The sequence below is a fragment of the Pontibacillus chungwhensis BH030062 genome (assembly GCF_000770675.1).
GTDB lineage: Bacteria > Bacillota > Bacilli > Bacillales > BH030062 > Pontibacillus > Pontibacillus chungwhensis.
Map to the genome: position 1 here is coordinate 389,489 of NZ_AVBG01000001.1, position 23,756 is coordinate 413,244.

27 protein-coding genes are annotated in these 23,756 nt (G+C 38.8%); 1 reads left to right on the plus strand and 26 read right to left on the minus strand.

Annotated elements, in window-relative coordinates; genetic code table 11:
* Positions 1-25 precede the first annotated feature (25 nt).
* The 17 genes from nth to N780_RS01985 all read right to left on the minus strand — a co-directional run bounded on the left by nth (position 26) and on the right by N780_RS01985 (position 15,775).
* The gene (nth, locus tag N780_RS01910; protein ID WP_036779332.1) at positions 26-679 is read right to left on the minus strand and encodes an endonuclease III; all 654 of its coding nucleotides are present in this window, start codon (positions 677-679) and stop codon (positions 26-28) included.
* Positions 680-696: 17 nt separating this feature from the next.
* Positions 697-1,389: a DnaD domain-containing protein gene (locus N780_RS01915; protein ID WP_036779335.1), complete on the minus strand. Its 693-nt coding sequence runs from the start codon at positions 1,387-1,389 to the stop codon at positions 697-699.
* Between the two features lie 146 nt (positions 1,390-1,535).
* The gene (gene asnS, locus N780_RS01920) at positions 1,536-2,828 is read right to left on the minus strand and encodes an asparagine--tRNA ligase (protein WP_036779337.1); all 1,293 of its coding nucleotides are present in this window, start codon (positions 2,826-2,828) and stop codon (positions 1,536-1,538) included.
* A gap of 20 nt (positions 2,829-2,848) precedes the next feature.
* Positions 2,849-4,033, minus strand: a complete 1,185-nt coding sequence (locus tag N780_RS01925) for a pyridoxal phosphate-dependent aminotransferase (protein WP_036779339.1) — start codon at positions 4,031-4,033, stop codon at positions 2,849-2,851.
* A gap of 24 nt (positions 4,034-4,057) precedes the next feature.
* On the minus strand, positions 4,058-4,582 hold the full coding sequence (locus N780_RS01930) for a cell wall elongation regulator TseB-like domain-containing protein (protein WP_036779342.1): 525 nt from the start codon (positions 4,580-4,582) through the stop codon (positions 4,058-4,060).
* Positions 4,545-4,718 (minus strand): YpmA family protein, encoded by a 174-nt coding sequence (locus N780_RS19385; protein ID WP_084599266.1) that lies wholly within the window; start codon positions 4,716-4,718, stop codon positions 4,545-4,547. Before N780_RS19385 ends, N780_RS01930 begins: the two co-directional genes overlap by 38 nt.
* A 257-nt stretch (positions 4,719-4,975) precedes the next feature.
* Positions 4,976-5,761 (minus strand): ComEC/Rec2 family competence protein, encoded by a 786-nt coding sequence (locus tag N780_RS01935; RefSeq protein ID WP_036779344.1) that lies wholly within the window; start codon positions 5,759-5,761, stop codon positions 4,976-4,978.
* Between the two features lie 58 nt (positions 5,762-5,819).
* Positions 5,820-8,621: an ATP-dependent DNA helicase DinG gene (dinG, locus tag N780_RS01940; protein WP_036779826.1), complete on the minus strand. Its 2,802-nt coding sequence runs from the start codon at positions 8,619-8,621 to the stop codon at positions 5,820-5,822.
* Between the two features lie 162 nt (positions 8,622-8,783).
* Complete coding sequence (gene panD, locus N780_RS01945; RefSeq protein ID WP_036779346.1) at positions 8,784-9,167, minus strand: aspartate 1-decarboxylase; 384 nt, start codon at positions 9,165-9,167, stop codon at positions 8,784-8,786.
* A 24-nt stretch (positions 9,168-9,191) separates the two neighbouring features.
* Positions 9,192-10,040 carry a pantoate--beta-alanine ligase gene (panC, locus tag N780_RS01950; protein ID WP_036779348.1) on the minus strand — a complete coding sequence of 283 codons (849 nt, stop codon included), beginning with the start codon at positions 10,038-10,040 and terminating at the stop codon, positions 9,192-9,194.
* On the minus strand, positions 10,037-10,876 hold the full coding sequence (panB, locus tag N780_RS01955; protein WP_036779352.1) for a 3-methyl-2-oxobutanoate hydroxymethyltransferase: 840 nt from the start codon (positions 10,874-10,876) through the stop codon (positions 10,037-10,039). The genes panC and panB overlap by 4 nt, the downstream gene beginning before the upstream one ends.
* Positions 10,876-11,865: a biotin--[acetyl-CoA-carboxylase] ligase gene (locus N780_RS01960; protein ID WP_036779828.1), complete on the minus strand. Its 990-nt coding sequence runs from the start codon at positions 11,863-11,865 to the stop codon at positions 10,876-10,878. Before N780_RS01960 ends, panB begins: the two co-directional genes overlap by 1 nt.
* Positions 11,841-13,052, minus strand: coding sequence for a CCA tRNA nucleotidyltransferase (locus tag N780_RS01965; RefSeq protein WP_036779356.1), 1,212 nt, complete (start codon positions 13,050-13,052; stop codon positions 11,841-11,843). Before N780_RS01965 ends, N780_RS01960 begins: the two co-directional genes overlap by 25 nt.
* Positions 13,049-14,185 (minus strand): N-acetyl-alpha-D-glucosaminyl L-malate synthase BshA, encoded by a 1,137-nt coding sequence (gene bshA / locus N780_RS01970; protein ID WP_036779359.1) that lies wholly within the window; start codon positions 14,183-14,185, stop codon positions 13,049-13,051. The genes N780_RS01965 and bshA overlap by 4 nt, the downstream gene beginning before the upstream one ends.
* Positions 14,186-14,192: 7 nt before the next feature.
* Complete coding sequence (mgsA, locus tag N780_RS01975; RefSeq protein ID WP_036779362.1) at positions 14,193-14,606, minus strand: methylglyoxal synthase; 414 nt, start codon at positions 14,604-14,606, stop codon at positions 14,193-14,195.
* Between the two features lie 13 nt (positions 14,607-14,619).
* Positions 14,620-15,420 (minus strand): 4-hydroxy-tetrahydrodipicolinate reductase, encoded by an 801-nt coding sequence (dapB, locus tag N780_RS01980; protein WP_036779364.1) that lies wholly within the window; start codon positions 15,418-15,420, stop codon positions 14,620-14,622.
* Positions 15,413-15,775, minus strand: a complete 363-nt coding sequence (locus N780_RS01985; RefSeq protein WP_036779831.1) for a nucleotide pyrophosphohydrolase — start codon at positions 15,773-15,775, stop codon at positions 15,413-15,415. Before N780_RS01985 ends, dapB begins: the two co-directional genes overlap by 8 nt.
* Positions 15,776-15,923: 148 nt before the next feature.
* Here N780_RS01985 and N780_RS01990 point away from each other — a divergent pair, with 148 nt between their 5' ends.
* On the plus strand, positions 15,924-16,805 hold the full coding sequence (locus N780_RS01990) for a YitT family protein (protein WP_036779366.1): 882 nt from the start codon (positions 15,924-15,926) through the stop codon (positions 16,803-16,805).
* 128 nt (positions 16,806-16,933) lie between these two features.
* Here the strand turns inward: N780_RS01990 and N780_RS01995 are convergent, their stop codons facing one another.
* The 9 genes from N780_RS01995 to N780_RS02035 all read right to left on the minus strand — a co-directional run bounded on the left by N780_RS01995 (position 16,934) and on the right by N780_RS02035 (position 23,747).
* The gene (locus tag N780_RS01995; RefSeq protein ID WP_036779368.1) at positions 16,934-17,608 is read right to left on the minus strand and encodes a zinc metallopeptidase; all 675 of its coding nucleotides are present in this window, start codon (positions 17,606-17,608) and stop codon (positions 16,934-16,936) included.
* Positions 17,609-17,689: 81 nt separating this feature from the next.
* Positions 17,690-18,451 carry a sporulation protein YpjB gene (locus tag N780_RS02000; RefSeq protein WP_036779371.1) on the minus strand — a complete coding sequence of 254 codons (762 nt, stop codon included), beginning with the start codon at positions 18,449-18,451 and terminating at the stop codon, positions 17,690-17,692.
* A gap of 66 nt (positions 18,452-18,517) precedes the next feature.
* A complete protein-coding gene (gene lhaT, locus N780_RS02005; RefSeq protein WP_036779373.1) occupies positions 18,518-19,105 on the minus strand; it encodes a lipoprotein heptaprenylglyceryl N-acetyltransferase LhaT in 588 nt (195 codons plus the stop codon).
* Between the two features lie 71 nt (positions 19,106-19,176).
* Complete coding sequence (locus tag N780_RS02010) at positions 19,177-19,947, minus strand: menaquinol-cytochrome c reductase cytochrome b/c subunit (protein ID WP_036779376.1); 771 nt, start codon at positions 19,945-19,947, stop codon at positions 19,177-19,179.
* Between the two features lie 29 nt (positions 19,948-19,976).
* Positions 19,977-20,651: a menaquinol-cytochrome c reductase cytochrome b subunit gene (qcrB, locus tag N780_RS02015; protein WP_036779379.1), complete on the minus strand. Its 675-nt coding sequence runs from the start codon at positions 20,649-20,651 to the stop codon at positions 19,977-19,979.
* A gap of 3 nt (positions 20,652-20,654) precedes the next feature.
* The gene (locus N780_RS02020) at positions 20,655-21,167 is read right to left on the minus strand and encodes a Rieske (2Fe-2S) protein (RefSeq protein ID WP_036779381.1); all 513 of its coding nucleotides are present in this window, start codon (positions 21,165-21,167) and stop codon (positions 20,655-20,657) included.
* Between the two features lie 127 nt (positions 21,168-21,294).
* Positions 21,295-21,762 carry a DUF2487 family protein gene (locus tag N780_RS02025; RefSeq protein WP_036779383.1) on the minus strand — a complete coding sequence of 156 codons (468 nt, stop codon included), beginning with the start codon at positions 21,760-21,762 and terminating at the stop codon, positions 21,295-21,297.
* A 135-nt stretch (positions 21,763-21,897) separates the two neighbouring features.
* A complete protein-coding gene (locus N780_RS02030) occupies positions 21,898-22,452 on the minus strand; it encodes a ReoY family proteolytic degradation factor (protein ID WP_036779385.1) in 555 nt (184 codons plus the stop codon).
* Positions 22,453-22,484: 32 nt separating this feature from the next.
* Positions 22,485-23,747 (minus strand): tetratricopeptide repeat protein, encoded by a 1,263-nt coding sequence (locus N780_RS02035; RefSeq protein ID WP_036779387.1) that lies wholly within the window; start codon positions 23,745-23,747, stop codon positions 22,485-22,487.
* Positions 23,748-23,756 lie beyond the last annotated feature (9 nt).

The following is a 23,756-nucleotide window of genomic DNA, read 5'->3' on the forward strand; positions in this document are numbered from 1 at the left end:
ATCGATCCTTCTAGGATCGATCTTTTTACTTACTTACTTTTTTCATTCTCTTTTGCCCTTCTCTACATAGTTCTAATAAAGGGCATACCTCACATTGTGGATTTTGAGCTTTGCAGTGATACCTTCCAAAGAAAATCATTCTGTGATGAGTAGCACTCCACTGTTCTTTTGGAACTTTACGCATAAGTGTTTTCTCTACTTCAAGCACAGAATCTTTCCATCTGCATATCCCTAACCTTTTAGACACGCGCTCAACATGTGTATCAACCGCAATGGCTGGTTCTCCAAAGGCCACAGCACTTACTACATTTGCTGTTTTACGCCCTACCCCAGCTAATTTCTCTAGCTCTTCTTTTGATGATGGTACTTCCCCGTCATATTCATCGATTAGCATTTGACTTAACTTCCTGATATTTTTAGACTTGTTTCGATACAAGCCAATTGAACGGATGTCTTGTTGAAGTTCTTCTAGTGGCACGTTCACGTAATCTTCTGGTGTCCTGTACTTCTTAAATAAATCCTTTGTCACTTTGTTGACCAAAGCATCTGTGCATTGAGCTGACAGAACTACAGCAACAAGAAGCTCAAAAGGGTTCTCATGTTCTAGTTCACAATCCGCATCTGGAAACATCTTCTCTAATGAATCTAAAACAATCTTGATTTGGGAACGATTCAGCATCTCCTCTCCCCTTTCTCCTATGCGTCATCATCAAGCCAATTATAATAAATGGAAACATCCCGCTGAGAACTTTGTTCCTCAGAAGTTTGATTTGACTTCCCTTGTTGACTTCTAAATGATTTACTGGCCTCTCTGGCATCTTGTACAGAACGAATCCCTTTCTTCTTCCATTCGCGTAAAATGCGATCAATATACTTAAAGTTCAATTTCCCCATTAGCACCGCTTCCCTTAAAGCTGCTTTAATGAGTGCGGGCTCTTGATGATCTTCATCAATCCATATATTAATCGTTTCAATTTCAAATGGAGACAAGGCTCTCCCGAATTCTTGCTCAAACAAAACAAACATATTAGGCTGCTCCGGATCGTCTTGTTTCGTACGATATTCGTCTTCTTGTTCTTCAAGAAGTGCTTCCCACAGGCCATTTAACGAATAAACCTCATTTAGCACTTCTTCGTTTGTATTTTGTTCAATTGAAAGATAGCTCTTTTGAATTAACTTTCTAAGAACTTGGGAACATTCATATTCATTTATAGAAAGAAATTCAGACAGTTCTGAAGGTGTAGGAAAATCATTTCCTTCTGTTTGAAAGCGATGGATGTGTAAAAGCACCATAACATCACTCTCTGTTAGTCCTAGATGCCTGTAATTGGTTAATAATCTTTTTGGTAATGCTAACTGTTCTTTCATTAACGTTGCGATTCCGTTCATATTGTCCTGCTCACCTCTACCTTTGATTACACCGAAGTTATCCATCCACTGATTGTAACATGATTAACGATTAAAACCGACAGCCAATGAATGAAAAAGCTCCCAAACTTTGGGAGCTTTTACTACAATAAACATCGCTTATTGTCTTATGGGTATAGACGGTTTAATAAACGAGGGAACGGAATAGTCTCGCGAACGTGTTCAATGCCTGTGATCCAAGCAACTGTTCGCTCAAGTCCAAGACCGAAACCAGAGTGAGGAACACTTCCGTATTTACGTAGTTCTAAATACCACTGATAGGCGTCACCAGTAAGCCCATGCTCCTCATAACGTTGTTCCATAAGCTCTAAATCATCAATACGCTGACTTCCACCAATAATTTCACCATAACCCTCTGGTGCGATCAAATCAGCACACAGTGCCACATCCGGACGCTCTGGGTCAGGCTTCATGTAAAAGGCTTTAATGTCTAATGGGTAATGCGTAATGAATACAGGCTTATCATAGCTCTCAGCAATGGCCGTTTCGTGTGGAGCTCCAAAGTCCTCGCCCCATTCGATATCGTCAAAGCCTTTTTCCTTTAATAATTGAATGGCATCATCATAGGTGATGCGAGGGAATGGGGCTTGAATTTTTTCAAGCTTCTCAGTATCCCTCTCTAGTGCATGTAATTCTAATTTACAATTTTCAAGTACAGATTGTACAACATGTGAGACATATTGCTCTTGGACTTCAAGGCTATCATTATGATCCATAAATGCCATCTCAGGTTCAATCATCCAGAACTCGATTAAGTGACGGCGAGTTTTAGATTTCTCAGCACGGAATGTAGGGCCAAATGAGAATACTTTGCCAAATGCCATTGCAGCAGCTTCCATGTAAAGTTGACCACTTTGAGAAAGATAAGCATCTTCTTCAAAATATTTTGTATGGAACAACTCAGTTGTACCTTCAGCAGATGACCCAGTTAAGATTGGTGGGTCAATTTTAGTATAACCATTATTGTTAAAGAATTCGTAAGTTGCACGAATGATTTCATTACGTACTTTCATAATGGCGTGCTGTTTTTTTGAACGTAACCATAAATGACGATGATCAAGAAGGAATTCAGGACCATGATTTTTTGGTGTGATTGGGTAATCAACAGCCTCATGAATGATTTCAAGAGAACTAACTTGCATCTCGTATCCAAAAGGAGATCTTGTATCTTCTACGATTTTTCCTGTTACGTACAACGAGGATTCTTGCGTTACACTTTTCGCAAGATTGAATGCTTCTTCCTCTACATCTGCTTTCACAACTACGCCTTGGATAAATCCAGTTCCATCACGTAATTGTAAGAAAGCAATCTTACCACTTGAGCGCTTGTTTGCTAACCACGCGCCGATTGTTACTTCCTCATTAACATGCTTATGTGCTTGAGAAATAGTTGTTTTCACTTTCTTTCCCTCCAAAAAACTTAAGATTGATGCTTCTCTACAAAACGATGAATACGTTTTGCTGCTTCTTCTAATTGGTCAAGAGATGTAGCATAAGATAACCGAACGTTTTGATCAGCTCCAAAACCTGAGCCCGGCACAAGTGCTACTTTCTCCTCTTCTAAAATTCCTTTTACCCAATCGTCAACAGAATCAAAGCCTGTGAGTTGTACCGCTTCTGAAACGTTTGGGAACAAGTAGAATGCGCCTTGAGGCTTCACGCACGTAATACCAGGAATCGCTGTTACCCATTCATAAAGTTTCTCTAGTCGCTGACTGAATGCTTCCTTCATGGTCATCACTTCTTCTTGAGAAGATGTGTAAGCCGCTAAAGCAGCATATTGAGCTACTGTTGTTGGATTTGACGTAGAATGGGAAGCAAGATTTGTCATAGCTTTGATTACTTTCTTACTCCCAGCAGCATATCCAATTCTCCATCCTGTCATAGCATGTGATTTAGAAACACCATTAATAATAACGGTACGTTCCTTTAACTCCTCAGATAGTTGAGCAATGGAAGTATGTGAAACGCCACCGTATATAAGCGTTTCATAAATTTCATCTGAAACAATCATTATATCTTTACGGTTACACACTTCCCCTAGCGCTGTTAGCTCCTCTTTAGAATAAACCATACCTGTAGGATTAGACGGTGAATTGATAATGACAGCCTTCGTACGATCTGTAATAGACTGTTCTAATTGTTCAGGGGTCAATTTGAAATGGTTCTCTTCCTGAGCTGAAACGATAACTGGATTCCCTCCAGCTAGCTTAATTTGTTCAGGATAGCTCACCCAATATGGAGCAGGAACAATGACTTCATCGCCGTCGTTAAGTAATACTTGAAATAATGTATATAGAGCATGTTTAGCACCAGTAGTAACGATCACTTGGTCGGGATCATATGTAAGGCCCTGATCATTTTCAAACTTTTCTACAATGGCCTGCTTGAGTTGTTTAATGCCTCCAGATGGAGTATATTTCGTATGCCCTTTATCCATCGCATTCTTAGCAGCATCTAATATGTGCTCCGGGGTATTAAAATCAGGCTCCCCTGCTCCTAGGCCAATGACATCGTGGCCTTGAGACTTAAGTTCATTTGCCTTCGCTGTAATAGCAAGTGTACTTGAAGGTGTTAACGTTTGAACGCGTTTTGCTAATTCCATTCCATATGCCCTCCTCTTATACGTCTATTGTTGTAAACGAAAAACTTCAAATCGCTTTCCGTTTTCCATTTTATAATAGTCAAATACATAACGGTTGTTTTCATCTCTATAAGTGATTTCCCATAGTGGCACACCTTGGTGTATTGCAGGAGTAATCTCAATGAAAGTGCAATTAGCACATTGGTCCTCCCAAATATTAAGCATTTCTTCTTCAACAACCATATCCGTATTCGTAACATATGTTACAGATTCTTCTTTTTCATCTGTTACGGGAATAAAGGCAAATCCTTTTACTCCATTGTCGTCCACGCCTGCTACTATATCATATTGATGCATTCCATGGTAGCGAGAAACTGAATTTACGGACATTAACGGGGTTTCTTTTTGAGCTACTTGTTTCGATGTTGCGTAAGTCTCTGTTTTATCATTTTGAACTGTATAATAAAGATAACCAAGGTATCCGGTCAGCAGAACAACAGCAATGATAACGGTTAATAAAACTTTCCCCGACTTATGTTCTATAGATGGTAAATACGGCCGTATTCTCATCATTCTCATCCAATGCTAATCCAAACATTAAATTTTGATCTTTCAGTGTACGATTTAAAGAATCCACGATCTTGTATAAGTCATTGGATTTCTCAACCCGAGTTGTAGACATCACTTCAACCTTTTGTCCTTCCATAATAACCCTCCGTCTGTCTTGTCGATATTTGCATGTGCTTATCAAAATCTGGATCACATAAAACCCTCTTGCGGTGCACATCATAAAAGTACACCAATGGAAAGCACCTTTTTATTATAACAATGATCCATTGACAATTTGATGATAAGCTACACATTTTTCAAAAATTTCTTCCTAACCCATTCTTGCTGCACGAAGTTATATCGTGCAGTTTTTTTTATAGAAAAGGGAAAAAGCCCACAAGAAGTGAGCATTTTTTAAGATAATACTTCATAATCCTCTAAATTACAAAGAATTGTAGTCGTTCCTGTATTCTTGAGCTGATATACTTCAATCCACGATTCATGCAAACGTTCCAAAAGTCCCTCATTAGGACGTGATCCCTGCAATGGAAACACCATTGCTACATGAGGATCAACCTCTTCTAAAAAATGAAGCGTAGGCGACTGTGTACGTGCATAATCCGCAATCTTAATGACTTCAGCTTTTAAAGGATAACTGTCGGCTATTTTTTGCTCTAATTCTAACTCACCGCTAGCTAAATACATAAGCGATGTCTTCCCATACATAAAGAATAAACTCATGTCACTTTCTCCCATTGAAGGCAAGACTCGAACAGACAAACCAGGGTTCAATTCATGAAGTTCTCCTTCTTTCCAAATAACTTCCTTAGCATGATTGTTCGATTTAGAACAAATTTCTTCTAAATCAGCTCCATGAATAACAGACTCCACGTGATACCTTTTTACAATTCTTGAAGTATTTCCACAGGTTGATTTTTCTTGATTAGTGAGGATGATCGAATCTAATTGATCTACCCCTATATTTGAAAGCTGTGCTAACAGATCATCTTCACTTTCTTTCGAAGCTGTGTTCACAAGAAAATCTTTTCCTCTCCCAGTTTGAATGAGCATGGCTTCTCCATCTGGAAGTGAGAAAAAAACAAATATCGCTTCATTTTTATCTAATAACATTCTCTCTGCATCTACATGGTGACTAGGAAAAGAGATAACAATGAGAAACATGATAAGCAATATTCTCATACCATTCACACCCTTACTTAAACTATGCCATTAGGATGTGCGTTTTCTCATCACTCTATTATAGCCAGTCTTTAGCTTGCTTAATTAATTTAGTGGTGCTGTCAAAATGTACAGGCAGCTCAGGGATTGAATCCAAGAAATACTTTCCGTATTTAGCTTTCATAATCCTATCGTCACAAACGAATACAATACCTCGATCAGAACTAGAGCGTATTAATCGCCCAAACCCTTGTTTAAATCTAAGCACTGCATTTGGCAATGAAAGTTCCATGAAAGCATTTTTCCCTGACTCTTTTATGCTTTGTGACTTTGCCTCATAAACTGGATGATCAGGAGGCTGAAATGGAAGACGAACAATAACAAGAGACGTAAGGTCTTCTCCTGGAATATCAACACCCTCCCAAAAAGAACTCGTACCAAAAAGTATGGCTTTATCAAATGCTTGGAAGTTCTTCTTAAGACGTGTTCGACTTCCACTTGATATCCCTTGAGCAATCAGCATAAATTCTTCTTGGTCCATAAAATCCTTCATGACATAATACGTTTTCTTTAACATATCGTAGGATGTGAACAACACAAGCATACGGCCCTCTGTTACATCTGCTAAAGAATATATGGCTTCACATGTAGCATGGATAAAAGCTTCCTGTTCTCCATATTTCACACTTGGAAAATCATTTGGGATAAGCAACTGAACTTGTTCGTCATAAAGAAATGGTGACGGGATTTTATATTGAATCGTGTCTTCGTTTGATAATCCTAAACGCTTTAACATGAACGAAAAAGAATCCTTCATGGTTAGAGTAGCACTTGTGAGTATGACACTTTCTTTTTTATCAAAGAAATGCTCAGAAAGCATGGATGCCACCTCTATGGGCTCGCTGTAAAGGAAAACCGCATTCTTTGCCCCATAAGCCTCTAGTTCAATCCACTTTACAAGGTTTTTTTGATCTTCAATCAGTAGCTCCTGAAGGCCATTTATAATGGTTTCTAAGCGCTCCATGTACATCGTAATATCTTCTGTCCACCTTGTAGCTTCATTACTTGTTTCCGCCATGGTAATATACTGCTTACATTGATGAAGAAACTGAATCGCGTCACGCATATAGAACGATACACGATGAGTCATCTCTTCAATCGTATTCCAAGTTGTAACATCCTCTTGATCCTTTTGATAACGATACTGAAAACGACCAACATCATTTAAAGTAATTTCAGCATTATGTTTTTTTACAACATAAGAAAAGATAAATCGAAACAATTCATCCGCTTCTTCCCTTATACGCTGCATATACTTATCCCACTTACGTATATCTAAACGCAGCGATAGCTCAGGGTACGCTGATAAAACGTTATGCATCCAATCACCGTTTTGATTTCCACCCATCTCATTGACTAAATACTGAATGGTTACGTAATCAAGTCTTAACCCAAAGTGTTTAGCAGCTGAAGATTCTAAGTGATGCGCTTCATCCACAATAATTTTCTTATAGGAAGCTATAAGACCATTCTGACGAATAATATCTGTGCATAGTAAGGAATGATTCGTAATGATAATGTCCGCCTTCTGTGCACGTTTCTTAGCCTGTTGATAAAAGGACATACGATACCAAAGTGACTTAGGATCTGCATACCCTTCAGCTTCAGCGGATACTTTTCTCCAAAAGATTTGACCACTTGAGGGCAATTGAATTTCATCTCGATCACCTGTAGTCGTTTCAGTTAACCACACCAAAATCATCGCTTTCGTTAAGGCGACATCATAATTGTCAGAGGTAGGTGAGAAGAGTTCATGTTCGAACTTTTTCAAACTTAAATAATGTTGCTTCCCTTTCAATAATGCAGATGAAAAAGAAAACGGTAATGCTGATTGTAAAAAAGGAAGTTCTTTTTCTACAAGTTGTGATTGCAATTGAGTGGTATGGGTACTCACCACCACCCTTTCCCCTGTTTCCATTGCTTCATATAGGGCAGGGATAAGATAACCAAGTGATTTCCCAGTTCCGGTTTCTGCTTCAATCATCGCATGAGTTTGTGACTGAAAAGCGTCATAGATCGTGGTAGCCATCTCCCTCTGGCCTTTTCGGTCCTCATACTTATCCATATGCTTGTGAAGATAGCCGCCTTGTTTAAATGTGTTCTCTAAGAAAGGAGCAAAACTTTCTTGAGATGTATGGGAAACCTCATCAAATTCATCTTGTTTACGAACAGCAATGCCTCTGAATAAATCCATTTCTGTATGATCTAAACTGAAGGCTTTTTCATTAACGATTCCTTGTAATAGCTCGCTTACATCACTTTTCAATTTTGCTTCAAGCTGTAGTAAGTGTGATAACGTTTCATAAGGAAGACCTTTAGCTTTATGTAATAATTTTAAGAGGATTTCTCCCGTCACATAGGCATCCGCAAGCGCACGATGGGGATCTTTGTGTGAAACGTTAAAAAACTCCGCTAGCTGCCCTAATTTGTATCCAGGAGCTTGTGGCATGAGAATACGCGCTAATTCTACAGTATCTATAACAGGCATAGATAGTTTATTACCTGTAACTTCTCTAATAGCATAATCTAAGAAACCAAGATCAAATTCTACATGGTGTGCCACAAAATAGGCCCCATCTAACCGGGATACGACGTCTTCTACAATCTCATCAAATAACGGCGCACCTTGAACATCTGAATCTTGAATGCCTGTTAATTGACTAATAAAGCTCGGAATGGGTTGTTCGGGGTGGACGAACGACTTATATTGATCAGTTATGACGCCATCTACAATCGTGACCATACCAATCTCTATAATTTTGTCACCTTTTTTCGGACTATGACCCGTTGTTTCCAAATCAACAACTACAAACTTCGCCATTTGTTCACCTTCTTTGCTGCATGCTAAATAGTATCTATATTCAAAAAATAAAGAGGCTGTACCACTCAAATGAAGATGCCCCCAATACTTTACCCACATAATCTAAAAAGTCATGAATGGGCTACTTGTATAGGGGAGCGATCCTCTTGAAAGGGACACCCTCTACATGATCGTTAATGGTGTTTCTTGTTCGATCATTTCTTCGATTTGGTTCTGTTCATTCATAATGGCTACTTTAGGTTGGAAGGTTTCTAATTCTTCTTCACTTAAAAGTCCATAAGAAACGATTATTACAATATCACCAGGTTGCACAAGTCGAGCAGCAGCTCCATTCAAACAGATCACTCCACTGTGCCTTTCACCTGGTATTACGTAGGTTTCTAGACGAGCTCCATTATTATTATTTACAATTTGCACTTGCTCATGAGGCAATATACCAACTTTCTCTAAAATGTGTTGGTCTATCGTAATGCTGCCCACATAATTCAAATTTGCCTCTGTCACACGGGCCCGATGAATTTTCGATTTCATCATGGTGCGTAGCATCTCTTCTCCCCCTATATATATCCGTTACTGGTATACTCGAATATTATCAATTAACCTGGCTTTTTCAAAATGAACAGCCACAGCGATAATCATGTCTCCCCTACAAACTTCTAATGACTCAAGTTGAGGATATGACAAGACATCAACATAGTCTATTTTACCATGGGTATGTGTTTTAATGAAGTGAGAAACAGCCTCAATAACAGCTTGAGGTGACTTTTCGACATTCTCTTCAATCAAAGATTTCCCATGTAAAAGACCTTGATATAGATAGGGAGCTTCTTCTCTTTCTATCGCATTTAGATAAACATTCCTGCTACTTTTAGCTAAGAAATCCTCTTCTCTTACTGTTGGAACTGGAACGAGCTTTACTGGAATATTATAATCTTCAATAAGTGCATCTACAACAGCTACTTGTTGAGCATCCTTCATTCCCATATAAACCTTGTCAGGCATCACGATGTTGAAGAGCTTTGCTAATACCGTAACAACTCCATCGAAATGTCCTACTCGGGATTTGCCACATAGAGCGTTTACTCTTTTATGAACGGTCATGTTAACTGACTGCTCATTTGGATACATCTCATTTACATGGGGGAAAAATAGAATATCATTTTCTTCCTGTTCCGCTATCTTTAGGTCATGATGTTCATCTCTTGGATATCGATCGAAGTCTTCATTTGGTCCAAATTGTAGTGGGTTAACGAAGATACTCGTCACAACAAAATCGCATTCTTTTTTTGCTTCTCTCATGAGCTGTTGATGCCCCTCATGCAAGTAACCCATAGTAGGAATAAAACCAATTACTCTACCTTCTTTAACCTTTTCTCGCATATAAGCTTGCATCTCTGAGATGCTTTTAATTACTTTCATTTACGTGTTCCTCCGTAAAGAGAAGGAATAAGTTCCTCTTTCATTTGAAAGCTATGATCATTTGTAGGGAATGATTTATTCTTCACATCTTGAACATAGGTGGATAAAGCATTTGTTATGCTTCCGTTAAGGTCAGCGTATGACTTAACGAACTTAGGTAATCGATCTACACCAAACTCTACCACATCATGAAAGACAAGTACTTGTCCATCTGTTCCCTCACCTGCACCTATCCCTATTACAGGAATTGATAATTCTTCCTGAATTAAAGCACCAAGCTGTTTAGGAACACATTCTAACACTAAAGCAATCGCCCCATTTTTCTCTACTTGCTTTGCGTCTTCCATAAGAGCTTCAGCTGCTTCTATATCTTTTCCTTGAACTCGGTAACCACCTAATACATTTACAGATTGAGGTGTTAGTCCAAGGTGAGCCACAACCGGTACTCCTGCCATTGTTAGTTTATTCATAACAGGAAGCACATCACCCGCTCCTTCAAGCTTAAGACTTTGAGCTCCTGTCTCTTGCATTATCCGCCTGGCATTCTCCATTGTTTCAGATAGAGAAGCATGATAGGACATAAACGGCATATCTACAACCATATAGGTCTCTTTAGCTCCTCTGCGTACAGCTTTCCCATGATGGATCATATCATCTACTGTTACGGGGATGGTAGATTCATATCCTAGAACCACCATACCTAATGAGTCACCAACTAAAATCATATCAACGCCCGATGATTCAGCTAACTTGGCTGTTGGATAATCGTATGCCGTTAGCATGACAATTGGGTCTTTAGCTTCTTTCATTTTTTTAAGCTTTGTATGGGTAAGCATTATATTTCTCCCCTTCTCCACTTAATTTCTGCTGAATACAATACATGTTCTTTTCCTTCTTCATCCCGAACCTTAAGCGCTCCATCATGCTCAATCCCCATGATTAAAGCACTCCATTCTTGCTGATGGGTAGTGATTTCAACATGTTCACCGATTCGATAACCAAAGGCTTCCCAACGAAGTTTTACACTTCTAAAACCTTCTTCAATAAATTCCTCATATCGTTTTTCAAACGTATTTAAAATTTGTTGTATAAGGGTGTGTATCTCCCAGCTCTCTCCTGTTTCAATTTTTAATGAGGTCGCTTGGTCCACAATTTCTTCCGGAAACTGTTCTGCACCATGATTAACATTAATCCCCATACCGAGTACGATATAATTAATTTGATCTTGCTCGGCCTGAAGTTCTGTTAAGATACCTGAGAGTTTCTTTCCACCCGTTAGTAAATCATTTGGCCACTTGATTTGGGGTGAAATTCCACAATATGTCTTAAACACTTCAGCTAAAACTGTAGCAGCCAGAAGTGTAATTTGAGGGGATTTATGAGGCTCAAACTTCGGTCGCAAAATAATACTCATCCATACTCCGTCCCCTTTGTGTGAATGCCAGGAACGATTTAAACGACCACGTCCTTTGGTTTGTTCATCAGCTACAATAACCGTACCATGTACAGCTCCAGCTTGTGCTTCTTGATGAGCAATAACTTGCGTTGACGTTACGCTAGGTTTATGGATCATCTCTTGACCTAACCACCTGGTCTTTAATCCCCAAGAAAGAGTATTCGAGCTAACTTTGTCAGGAAATGTCATAATTTTATATCCCTTTCTTGGAGCAGCCTCAATGCCATAACCATCTTTCTCTAATTCTTTCATATGTTTCCAAACAGCTGGTCGGCTAATATTTAATTGTTGTGAAAGCTTTTGACCAGAAAGATATTCTTCTGGATGATTGGATAGTATTTCAATCAGCTTCCCTCTTGTTGATTCCATTGCTTCACCCACATTTCAATTGCTTCCTTCTCATTTTTAAGATGCCCTATTACAACAGCTCGCTCAACCTTGTCCATATGTTCTTTTATCCATGGTCCTGGTTTTTGATCAGGAAACCAATTTTTAATATCGTTCCCAGAAATAGAAAGTCCGCTTTTAGAATATATAGGTAAACCTAGTAAGGTTTGCCTTAAGGTTTCCACCTGATCCTCTTGGTCACCCAATATGGATAAAATTCTTTTAAAAGAGATTAAACGTTCTTCCCCGAGTTGATATACAACCCACTTTAAAGGCTCGGTTCTTAACAGATTATAGGCTTTCACCAATACCTCTGATTCTTTTTTTAACTTCTTTGAGCATTTCCATTGTTCACTAAATGAAGTTACAGATAGTTCATGACTAGAAAGTACGAAAATCGCAAAAGCCTCTTCTAATCCATTCAAAGGTTCCCAACTAAGCTCCGTACTTTTTGCCATCAAATCATGATGGGTACTGAAAACAGGCATAAACTGAGGGAGGTTAGATGTAATCAAATGTTCAAATGAAGATTGAACCCAATCTCCCATTAAGAACTTCTCAAATTCTATGGCTATACGTTCTACTGCGATTTTGTCGAGTAGATAAGCATAATCTTGAACAGCTTGGAAGGTAGAGCTACTTATCGTAAACCCTAATTGACTTGTAAATCGAAGGGCTCTCATCATACGAAGAGGGTCTTCTTGAAAACGTTCCGCTGCATCTCTTACAGTTTCTATGGAACGATTAATGATCGATTCTTTGCCACCATAAGGGTCAACGAGTTCCCCTTTATAGCTCATAGCAATCGCATTCATTGTGAAGTCTCTTCTAGATAAGTCCTCTTCAATAGTAGCCACATATTTCACTTCATCAGGATGACGAAAATCGTTATATTCTCCGTCCACTCTATAGGTAGTCACTTCATAAGAAGTCCCCTCGTAATTGACAACTACTGTTCCGTGATCAATACCAATTGGGATTACCTTCTCAAAAAGAGCCTGAACTTGTTCTGGGCGGGCAGAGGTGGCGATATCAATATCACCTATCTCTCTTCCCATGATATGATCTCTTACAGATCCACCTACGAAATAAGCCTCATATCCTTGCTTCATCAAGATAAACAACACTGGCAATGCTTCTAAGAAAGGCTTCTCGAGTTGCTTATTCATACGCTTTCCTCTAGTAAATCTGAATAGACTTGTTCGTATTGCTTAACAATTGTTTCAGAAAGAAATTCGCTACGCACACGTTCTAGCCCTTTTCGAGAAAATTCTTCCCACTTATCATCGTCTGAAAGAAGGCGTAATGCATGTTCGGCGATTTGTTCAGTGTCCCCTACCTCACATATATATCCTGTTTCCTCGTGCACAATGACTTCTGGGATGCCTCCGATGTTTGTTCCAATACATGGTACACCACAGGCCATTGCTTCTAGTAAAACAAGACCAAAACTCTCTTTTTCAGATAGAAGAAGTTTCAAATCAGATAAAGAAAGAAGTTCAGAGACATTTTCTTGTTTACCGAGAAATAATACGTCTTCCCTTAAGCCAAGTTCGTTAACAAGTTGACAAGTTTTATAATAGTCCGGTCCATCCCCAACTAAAAGAAGTTTTGCTTTAGATTTTTCACGGATTGTTTTAAAAGATTTTATGACATCAGGAACTCTTTTCACTTGGCGGAAGTTCGAAATATGTATAATAACTTTATCATCTTCTTCAATACCGTATTCTTCTTTCAAATGAGACTCATCCCGCTCACGATACTCTCGTTCGTCCACGAAGTTGTAAATAACATCCATTTCCCTCTCAACATTAAGCATTTCTTTCGTCTGATTGACGAGGCTTCTGGATACCGCTGTAACACGGTTAGAGCGTTCGATTCCAAATCGGATCATATTTTGTAGACTCGGATCGACTCCAAGAACTGTTATGTCCGTTCCATGTAAAGTCGTTACAATTTTCACATCGTGATGAATCATTTCCTTGGCCAATATGGCACAGATCGCATGAGGCATTGCATAATGAACGTGCAATATATCTATCTTCTCTCGATTAATGACCTCAGCCATTTTATTAGCTAAAGCCAAGTCATACGGGGGATATTGAAAGACCGGGTAATGCGTCATCTCTACCTCGTGATAATAAATATTTGGATAAATTCGCTTTAACCGAAACGGGATATTCGATGTGATAAAGTGGATTTCATACCCCTTTTCAGCTAATAATTTTGCGAGTTCTGTCGCGATAACACCAGATCCTCCAACTGTCGGATAACAGGTTATACCGATCTTTGTTCTTTCCATACTCGTTTCACCCTTGCTGCTTTTTCTTATGAATGATCTCTCTCCAATGGAAATCACCATGTTCAATGGCTCTCACCATTATTTCCGCGGCTGCTAAATTTGTTGCAAGCGGGATTTGATAGACGTCGCATAATCGCATTAATGCACTAACATCCGGCTCGTGAGGTTGAGCTGTTAAAGGGTCCCGAAAGAATAAAATAACATCCATGTCATTCTGTGCCACATAAGCACCTATTTGTTGATCGCCACCGAGAGGGCCTGATTGAAATCGATGAAGTGATAACCCTGTAGCTTCTGTAATCTTTGTTCCTGTTGTACCAGTAGCAAAAAGGCTATGTTGTTCTAAAATATGCTGGTAAGCTGTAGCAAATTGAACCATATCTTCTTTTTTTTGATCGTGTGCGATTAATGCGATATTCATGACTACCTACTCCCTACTCTAATAAATTTTCTAATCCATAGATAAATGCGTTTAATTCCATCACTTTCTCAACAGACAATTTCACACCGGTCATAAAGGATTCACGATTGATGGAATCATGTTTGATTGTCAACGTTTCTCCGCTAGATCCAAACATCACTTCTTGATGGGCGACCAATCCTGGCAAACGAACACTATGAATATGCATACCATCAACGTCAGCACCGCGAGCTCCTGCTAGTGTTTCTTTCTCTTCTTCATGACCTTGCTTCTTAGCCTCTCGTACTTCTTGAATTAATTCAGCTGTTTTCACTGCAGTACCACTAGGTGCATCTAGTTTCTGGTCATGATGACGCTCAATAATCTCAACATCAGGGAAGTATTTTGCTGCCCATTTTGAGAATTGCATCATTAGAACTGCACCTAGTGCGAAGTTTGGTGCGATGACGACACCAAGTTCTTTTTCTTCTGATAATTGCTCTAATTCCAGGAGCTGTTCTTTTGTAAAACCCGTAGTTCCGACTACAGGACGGATTCCATGTTCAAGTGCAAGCTTTGTATGTTTATAGCCAAATTCAGGTGTAGTTAGGTCTACTAAAACATCTGCTTCTATTCTCTTAAAGCATTGCTCTATATCTTGATATATTGGAGCATCTGTATCAGGCAAACCCTCTATATCCTTTACTCGTAATCCACCGTTTTTATGATCCACACATCCAACAAGTGTAAAGTGCTCTGTGTTGTGAATCATCTTTACAGCCTCTCTCCCCATTTTGCCCCTTGGTCCTGCCACTATTATTTTTGTATTAGTCATTTTTATGGTCCTCCTCTTGATCTCGTTTCGTCCAGCGATCTTTATCTCTTGTTTCGAATTTATTCATAACAGTTTCAAAGCTCTCAGTCATATCAATATCTAAAGAATTGGCAAAGCAAAGCATCACAAATAAAAGATCTCCGAGCTCTTCTTCCATTGAATTATTATCTTCAGAAGATTTCTTTGGTTTCTCACCGTAATGATGATTGACCTCTCTAGCTAGTTCTCCTACCTCTTCAGTCATACGAGCCATCATACTTAGAGGTGAGAAATACCCTTCTTTAAATTGCGATATATAAGCATCAACGCGTTCTTGCATCTCTTTTGATGTTAGTGCGTGTGATTGAAATTTCATAGGAACCCTCATTTCTACAACTTTCATATGTAATCTCTTATCATGTTAGCTAAAAGGCGGGCTTTTGACAAATTTTTTTCACTATTATTGCTCCTACATCTCTGTTTGACTATAATGGATGGAGTGTGACGAAAGGAGGCGCTTCTTGATGAAGATGGGGGTAAATATTAAAAACATCCTATTGATTCTACTCGGTTCTGCTATTTTCAGCTTTGGTGTTCTTTATTTTAATATGGAAAACGATCTTGCTGAGGGTGGCTTCACGGGTATATTACTTATTCTTGACCACTTTGGTCTAAATATTGCAATTATGAACTTAGTCTTAAATATTCCGGTGTTCTTCCTAGGGTGGAAGTTACTTGGAAAAACAACGTTGATTTACTCAATCATAGGAACCTTTGCTGTTTCATTTTTCTTGTGGATATTTGAATTCCCTATATTTATGAATAATATAGAATTTGCCTTAAAAGATGAAATGATTATCGCTTCTCTAATGGCCGGTGTATTCATAGGTGTTGGTCTTGGTATTATTTTCAGGAGCGGCGGTACAACGGGAGGAGTCGACATTATTGCAAGACTTGTCCATAAATATGCAGGCTGGAGTATGGGTCGAACCATGTTCTTATTCGATGCATGTGTTATTTTAGCTTCCGTACTGATTTACTTAAACTATATTCAAGGTATGTACACTCTAGTAGCGGTCTTTGTAGGAGCGAGAGTGATTGACTTTATTCAAGAAGGAGCATACGCAGCTAGAGGAGCCACAATTATATCTGAACGATCTAATGCTGTGTCAGATAAGATTATGAAAGATATGGACCGTGGTGTTACAATTCTAGTTGGAAAAGGGAGTTATACAGGCGAAAGCCGTGATGTATTATACTGCGTGGTAGCTCGAAATGAAATTGTCCGATTAAAAAACATTATTAACTCAATTGATCCGCATGCATTTGTAGCAGTCACATCTGTTCACGATGTCCTTGGAGAAGGGTTTACACTCGACGAAGACAAGAACCCGATTGAACGTTAATATGAAAAAGATATAAAGAAGAGCTCAATGATATTGAAGCTCTTTTTTTATTGTTAGCCCATATAAATTCTGAACGAAAAAACGCTTAGAGCACATTATACCTGCTCTAAGCGTTTTGAAACTACTTATTAATCTTCATTCATCCCAGTGAATAAAAGTACAAGACGCACTAGTTCAAGAAGTGCTACCAGAGCGCTCGCTACATAAGTCCAAGCCGCTGCATTTAGAACTTTCTTAGTCTGACGCTCCTCGTTATTACGAATGATACCAGTAGATACAAGCTGGTTCATTGCTCTACTTGAGGCATTAAATTCAACAGGTAGCGTAACGAACTGGAACAATACAGCTAAAGCGAAGAATGCAATTCCAACTCCTAATAGTACTTGGCTAAAGAAAGCACCAGCAATAATTAAGAATATGGAAGCATTCGAGCCAAAGCTAGCTACAGGTACAAGAGCATGCCTGAATCGTAAAAAGGCGTAGGCTTCAGCATCCTGAATTGCGTGCCCTACTTCGTGTGCTGCCACTGCTTGTGCAGCTGCGGATGGTTCATGGTAGTTCCCTGAAGATAAACGAACAACCTTACTCCGAGGATCATAGTGATCGGATAACATGCCTTTAACTTCTTCCACTTGCACATTAGAGAGTCCATTGTCATCTAATATTTTACGGGCTACCTCCGCCCCAGTCATATTTGATTCATTACGGACTTTTGAATATCGCTTATACGTTTTTTTCACTCTCATTTGCGCCCAAATCGGGATGATAATGATTAAAGCCAAATAAATTAGATATTGACCCATCTTTTCATTCCTCCACTAATATAATCGACCTTTATATAAAGATCTTATTAAGGTCAATTTTAGTCAAAAGACACGGGAAAGTCAACTATCCCGCTCTCTCTTTTTTTCGGTATCATCTGTTTTCTCACCCTTATATTTTCTCCAACCTACATACATTAATGTGAATGAAATTAAACTACCAACAGAACCCATTAGCCAGATGAAACCTGGTTCTTCTGTTAAGCTTTTTTTACGTTTTACTTCAACCTCTTTCACCTCTTGGGCGAACACACTTATCTGATTTCCTTGTAGATCATCACCATTAAGTGACTGCATTTCATGCAACTCTTTCATGTGTCTTTCCATTATCTGAACACTCTCTTCAGTTCCTGATACTTTCACCGCTGGAAGAAGTCGTTCATATAAAGAATATACTTTTTGAAGTCTTTCGTTATTTTTTAAAGGATCATTCGTCATTTCCGATAATAAATGGTCCTTCCACGATAACCAAAGAGGATCTATTTTATTCCAGGTAGCCTCATAAAGTAACACAACTGTGAGACTTTTATGGTATTTATCCTCCGGGACTACGTGTGGATCAATTAGCGCTTGATGAGCTTCGTTTAGAACATCTTGAAACACTACACTATATTCTTTATCATCGATACTATAATCTCTTCTCAACTTCGTTAATACTGCATCAGCTGCCTCATATCTACCTTCTTCAACATACTGTAAGAAGCGATAAGTGGTCTCTTTCATCTCATTTGAAAAAGATGTTGCACTACTATAACCGATGTGAAACAAGCTAAGTCCAAAACAGACCAGTAATCCCCATAATATTTTCTTTTGTATCTGTTTCATAACGCTCCCCTCTCAAACCACTCTTGCTTCAATGTATGAGAGGATAAGTAGAATTAGTACAAGTAGTTATAGGTGATTCGCTCGTTTACGTTTAAGATGAATAGTTAGGAAATAGGCAATCCCAATCGAAAGTAAGCTAAGCCAGAATGTGAAATAACCTATTTCTTGACTAAAGTCACTTAGCTTTGAATAGATTGGCATCATCCCAAACACATAATCGATTATGTCATTGTGCAATGTCCATATACCAGCAATAACGATATGAATAACTTTAATTTTGTAATAAGGAGCATACAGTAAACCTTGAATAGCCATAGCCCCGTGAGAAGCAATTAACATATAACCTTGCCACGGAAGATATCCTGTCACAATTAACGTCAAAATGTTCATCACCACTGCCCATATTCCATACTTAAACAAAGTAATTATGGCAAGTGCTTCTATAAGTGGAACACTTTTTTTTATTAAGAAGAAGAATAAAAAAATGCAAAAGAACAAACTAGCTGTTGGACTATCAGGTACAAATGGTATAAAAATTGTTGGAGTTATTTCAAGCTGACTCTTATACCACCAATACCCATAAATAGTTCCTAAAATATTCACGATTAGCAAAAGTAAAACAAATGGTTTGAACGTTAAAAGATAACGAAGCACGTCATCCCTCCTTTTCTATAACCAGAAAAAGAAGCTGACCTAAAAGCCAGCTCCCTTTTTAAGTATCTTATTTATTCGCTACCTTCACTTCCAACACCAGTAATAAAGTTCGCGAGTTTGTCTAATTCTTCATCAGAACCTTGGAATATGTTAGCAGGCATGCCTCCAATTCCATTCTGTGCAATATCCTTAATCTCATCTGCAGAATACTCAACACCAATTAGTGCTGGACCATTTCCGCCTTCAAGATTGTCACCATGACAGGATGCACAGTTTTGAGAGTAGATTTTGTATCCATCAGATGATTTATCTATTTCAACATCTTCTACAATTTGACCTGACTTCGCGCGCTGTTCCCAGTCTACATGATCTGCTGCTTCCCATGTTAAGAAAACAGTAGCCGCTAAACCAATTAACATCATAGCATTTGCAATAGGACGCTCGAATGGACGACGGCCTTTTCCTGTATCTAAGAATGGTGCTAATAATAGTGCACCAAATGCAAGACCAGGAATAATAAATGCACCTAATACGATATACGGTCCACTCGCAAACTCGTATTTCAAGAACTGGTAAAGGAATAAAAAGTACCAGTCTGGTAACGGAATGTAACCAGCATCTGTTGGATCAGCTAGTTTTTCAAGCGGTGATGGAGCTACAACCGTTAGTGTTAAAAATCCAATTAGGAAAACAGCACCAACCAGCCATTCTTTTAACAAGAAGTTTGGCCAGAATGCCTCTGTTTTACCAGGGTATTCCGAATAGTCTTTTGGTATATTAGGTTTCTTCTCAGCCGGGACACGCGAGTCACCGACAAACTTCATACCTTTTCCCCTATGCACAGCGATCCCTCCTTTACATCAATGGAGTCCTATAGTGGACCAGAAATTCCTTGTTTACGAATCATAACAAAGTGCGCTGCCATTAATCCGAATAATGCAGCTGGCAGGAAGAATACGTGGATAGCAAAGAAACGAGTTAACGTTTGTGCCCCTACGATATCCGGGTCACCAGCTAGTAGTGTCTTCACTTCCGTACCTATAAGAGGTGTTTGTTCGGCGATTTGAAGACCTACTTGTGTAGCGAAGAATGCTTTGTTATCCCAAGGAAGCAGATAACCTGTGAAACCAAGACCGAGCATAACAAAGAAAATAAGTACCCCTACTACCCAGTTTAATTCACGAGGTTTTTTATAAGCCCCTTGGAAGAATACACGTAATGTATGTAAGAACATCATCACGATTACGAGACTAGCACCCCAGTGGTGCATACCACGTACAATTTGACCATAAGCTACCTCTTTTTGAAGATAGTAAACAGACTCCCATGCATTTTCAATGTCCGGTACATAATACATTGTCAAAAACATACCAGATAATACTTGAATAACGGTTACGAAGAACGTAAGTCCTCCGAAACAATAAACGAATGCTGAAAAATGATGAGCAGGGTTCACGTGTTCAGGAACTTCGTGATCCGCAATATCACGCCATAACGGTGTAATATCGACACGCTCGTCCACCCAATCGTAAAGTTTTTGAAGCATGAATTACACCACCTTGTTTGGAATGACTTCTCCTAAGTACAGCATGCCATCTTGAATTTTGACTTTGTATTGATCTAGCGGAGCTAATGGAGGTGTACCAGGTACGTTCGCTCCATTCTTCTCATAAAGCCCCCCATGGCAAGGACAGTAGTACTGGTTCTCGTTCCCCTGACCGCCTTCCCATTTAACAATGCATCCCAAGTGTTTACAAATTGGTGAAAATGCAATTACATCTCCACTTTCGTTTTTGTAAACCCACGCTGTTTTCGAAACTTCAGATACATACCACGCATCTTGCTGCTCGAAAGAGAAATCTACACGAATTGGTTCTTCCGTAATGTTTTTAACTTCGGTACCCGTAGCGTGAAACTCTCCGCCTTCTTTTGGCTGAAGCACTGGATCCACTGCCATTCGAACCATCGGCGAAAGCATAGCCGCTGCCATAAACCCTCCTACACCTGTAAGCGTGTAGTTCAGAAACTGACGGCGGGATACTGGTTGTTTTTTATCGCTCATTGTTTTCCCCCCTCTATCCAATATGATCCAACATTCATGGTAAATATTCACACAGTTTACTAGGACATTATAATGATAGCGCAAACTAATTAGACGGTCAATATTGGAATTGAAATCGCTTTAGAAATTATTCTTGCCAATATGCTGTAATTAATTCGGTTACTTGATCAATTTGAGAACGAAGGACTTTTTTAGCTTCTTCATTATGTATATCATCTACCTGAGGAAGAGGCAGCCAAATTAAAGAAGGATTTAGCTTTCTCTCTACTTTTTTCCATTGTTGATCAAACGTGAAGAAAAGAAGATGCTTAAAGCCTTCTGCTTCCATTCTTTCTGTCCATTCATTAATACGTTCGATTTCTTTATCGATAGACGTTTCTTTAAGATACGTATAGGACGGAGCCAAAAAAATTCTTCCTCTATATTCTTCTTCCACTTCTTTCATAAATAACGTTAATAGTTCAGACTGATTTGCCAACTGTGTAAGCTCTTTCTCTGAACCTGATAGTGAATAGGGAATAAGTGGCACAATTCCAGTATCCACAAATTCTTTAGATTGTGAATACAATGACACATCTTGTCCGCTCCATTTCATTGCATTACCCCCCTTTCATTCAATTCTTCCCTTTCATTATAGCCTCTCGGTCATGAAATCGAAAGGTTTAATCATTAAATTTGCCATTGTTTTCTGAATTTACCCTCTGTTAAAAAAATAAACCCCCTAATAAAATTAGGGAGTTACATTTCTCTTGAGTTCATTTAACTGTTCACTTAATCTCTCAAACGTTTCTTTATCTCCACTATCTAAAGCTCGGTCAATCTTTCTTCTAAGCTTTTGAGTTTGGTAGTTCGAAATGGACGTCTGCAAAACCAATTCAGCTAATTCCTGATCCTTCTCGGTGATAAAGTAATCTTGAGGCATAAAAGGATTTTCCTCCAAAACGGCTGCATAAGAGGCGCTCTGGTGAGAATTTTTGAAATTGAGTTGGATATAAACGGCTTCATTTCGATTCAGACGAATATCATGAAATGACTTTTCTGCATCTGTTGTCATGATTTGATCCTTATAGAAGCGAAATGGGACTTCATCAACGCAATGAGTTGAAATAACAATACCTCTTGGACAGAATCGTGCTTCTTCAACAAAATGTACGTTTTCCATAATTGAATCATGGTTAATTAAATAGTTTAGAATCCATACACTTTCCCTACGTTTTAATTGAAAATGATTCAAAAACCAACGAACAAATTCCTTTTTATCCTCTACCGAGACCGGCATTTTCACTTTTATGCCCTCCTTTTTAAACAGAGAAATACCTATTCCTCGTCACCAGACTGTAAACGGGCCATAAATGTCTCCACTTCTTCATCAGTTGGTTCTATAGTGAGATAACGCTCAAATACACTGTGAGCTTCCTTCACTCTTCCTTCTTCTACAAGGAAATAGCCATATTCTTTTAGGAAGTCACTATCATCTTTAAAGGTATTATATGCTTCTTGATAGTCGTTTAATGCCTCTTTAAAGTGTTCTAATTCATTATTTGCCTGAGCTAGATACCACTTATATAGAGGTTCTTCTTCATTCATTTCAATAAGGTACTCTAAAATGTCTTTAATGGCTTCGTAATCTCCATCTTCTTTTAGACGCTCTACTAAGAATAAAGCAGCTTCTTTGAACCCAGGGTCAATCGATAATGACTGCCTGATATGCTGATATCCCTCTTGCTTCTTCGTAAGACGAAATGCTAACGTTCCTGCTAAATAAAATAGGTCCTTATTAAATTCGTCTTTCTTTAATCCCTTATTCGCTGCATCATAAGCCTCATCAATCATACCTTCAGATTCGTATGCTTCAGCAAGTAAAGGGTAAGCAGATTGATAGAATGGATCTTCTTCAATTAGCTTATTCCACACGCGAATAGCAATATCTATGCGGTTAGCTTGATAAGCAGTAAAACCATATCGGAACAGTATATCAGGGGTCATTTCATCAGCAGCTTGGAAGTAATCTAATGCTTGATCAAAGTCACCTTCAATGGCAAATGCTTCCGCAAGACGCAAGGTAATATCTGTTTCACCCATCTTTTGATCACGGCGTAAGGCTTTCTCGTAATAAGGAATACTCTTTTGATACTCTCCAACAGAGAAAGCGAGTTCACCCAAAGCAAAATCAATAACAGGTTCATTAGGAGAAATGTTCTTTGCTAACAACAGCTTTTGTTCAGATACTTCGAATAACCCTTGCGTTTGATAAAGATCTGCAAGTTGAACAAGAGCTCCTAAATATTGTTCATCTTCTTCAGGAATTTGATTTAAAAGATCAATTGCCTTTTCATCATCTTCCTGATCTACGTAAATCTCAGCAAGTAAAAGCGTTAATTCATGTTCACCTGGGTAACGTTGTTTAAGCTCCTCTAAAACGTCTTTAGCCTCTTCAACCATCCCCCACTGCATAAACATTTCCGCTATTGTATATTTTTCTTCATCACCCGCACGGGATAACTCTGTACGTAGTGTTTCTACAGCTTGTTCTGTTTTTCCTGCATTCATATATTGAATGGCTTGTTCTATGCCTTGCATGTCTACACC

What these genes read in the sequence shown, in the direction of transcription:
- nth (WP_036779332.1), bottom strand. Translation starts at nt 679, where the DNA reads ATGCTGAATCGTTCCCAAATCAAGATTGTTTTAGATTCATTAGAGAAG.
- N780_RS01915 (WP_036779335.1), bottom strand. Translation starts at nt 1,389, where the DNA reads ATGAACGGAATCGCAACGTTAATGAAAGAACAGTTAGCATTACCAAAA.
- N780_RS01925 (WP_036779339.1), bottom strand. Translation starts at nt 4,033, where the DNA reads ATGGAATTAGCAAAACGCGTTCAAACGTTAACACCTTCAAGTACACTT.
- N780_RS01930 (WP_036779342.1), bottom strand. Translation starts at nt 4,582, where the DNA reads ATGAGAATACGGCCGTATTTACCATCTATAGAACATAAGTCGGGGAAA.
- N780_RS19385 (WP_084599266.1), bottom strand. Translation starts at nt 4,718, where the DNA reads ATGGAAGGACAAAAGGTTGAAGTGATGTCTACAACTCGGGTTGAGAAA.
- N780_RS01935 (WP_036779344.1), bottom strand. Translation starts at nt 5,761, where the DNA reads ATGAGAATATTGCTTATCATGTTTCTCATTGTTATCTCTTTTCCTAGT.
- dinG (WP_036779826.1), bottom strand. Translation starts at nt 8,621, where the DNA reads ATGGCGAAGTTTGTAGTTGTTGATTTGGAAACAACGGGTCATAGTCCG.
- panD (WP_036779346.1), bottom strand. Translation starts at nt 9,167, where the DNA reads ATGCTACGCACCATGATGAAATCGAAAATTCATCGGGCCCGTGTGACA.
- panC (WP_036779348.1), bottom strand. Translation starts at nt 10,040, where the DNA reads ATGAAAGTAATTAAAAGCATCTCAGAGATGCAAGCTTATATGCGAGAA.
- panB (WP_036779352.1), bottom strand. Translation starts at nt 10,876, where the DNA reads ATGCTTACCCATACAAAGCTTAAAAAAATGAAAGAAGCTAAAGACCCA.
- N780_RS01960 (WP_036779828.1), bottom strand. Translation starts at nt 11,865, where the DNA reads ATGGAATCAACAAGAGGGAAGCTGATTGAAATACTATCCAATCATCCA.
- N780_RS01965 (WP_036779356.1), bottom strand. Translation starts at nt 13,052, where the DNA reads ATGAATAAGCAACTCGAGAAGCCTTTCTTAGAAGCATTGCCAGTGTTG.
- bshA (WP_036779359.1), bottom strand. Translation starts at nt 14,185, where the DNA reads ATGGAAAGAACAAAGATCGGTATAACCTGTTATCCGACAGTTGGAGGA.
- mgsA (WP_036779362.1), bottom strand. Translation starts at nt 14,606, where the DNA reads ATGAATATCGCATTAATCGCACACGATCAAAAAAAAGAAGATATGGTT.
- dapB (WP_036779364.1), bottom strand. Translation starts at nt 15,420, where the DNA reads ATGACTAATACAAAAATAATAGTGGCAGGACCAAGGGGCAAAATGGGG.
- N780_RS01985 (WP_036779831.1), bottom strand. Translation starts at nt 15,775, where the DNA reads ATGAAATTTCAATCACACGCACTAACATCAAAAGAGATGCAAGAACGC.
- N780_RS01990 (WP_036779366.1), top strand. Translation starts at nt 15,924, where the DNA reads ATGAAGATGGGGGTAAATATTAAAAACATCCTATTGATTCTACTCGGT.
- N780_RS01995 (WP_036779368.1), bottom strand. Translation starts at nt 17,608, where the DNA reads ATGGGTCAATATCTAATTTATTTGGCTTTAATCATTATCATCCCGATT.
- N780_RS02000 (WP_036779371.1), bottom strand. Translation starts at nt 18,451, where the DNA reads ATGAAACAGATACAAAAGAAAATATTATGGGGATTACTGGTCTGTTTT.
- qcrB (WP_036779379.1), bottom strand. Translation starts at nt 20,651, where the DNA reads ATGCTTCAAAAACTTTACGATTGGGTGGACGAGCGTGTCGATATTACA.
- N780_RS02020 (WP_036779381.1), bottom strand. Translation starts at nt 21,167, where the DNA reads ATGAGCGATAAAAAACAACCAGTATCCCGCCGTCAGTTTCTGAACTAC.
- N780_RS02025 (WP_036779383.1), bottom strand. Translation starts at nt 21,762, where the DNA reads ATGAAATGGAGCGGACAAGATGTGTCATTGTATTCACAATCTAAAGAA.
- N780_RS02035 (WP_036779387.1), bottom strand. Translation starts at nt 23,747, where the DNA reads ATGCAAGGCATAGAACAAGCCATTCAATATATGAATGCAGGAAAAACA.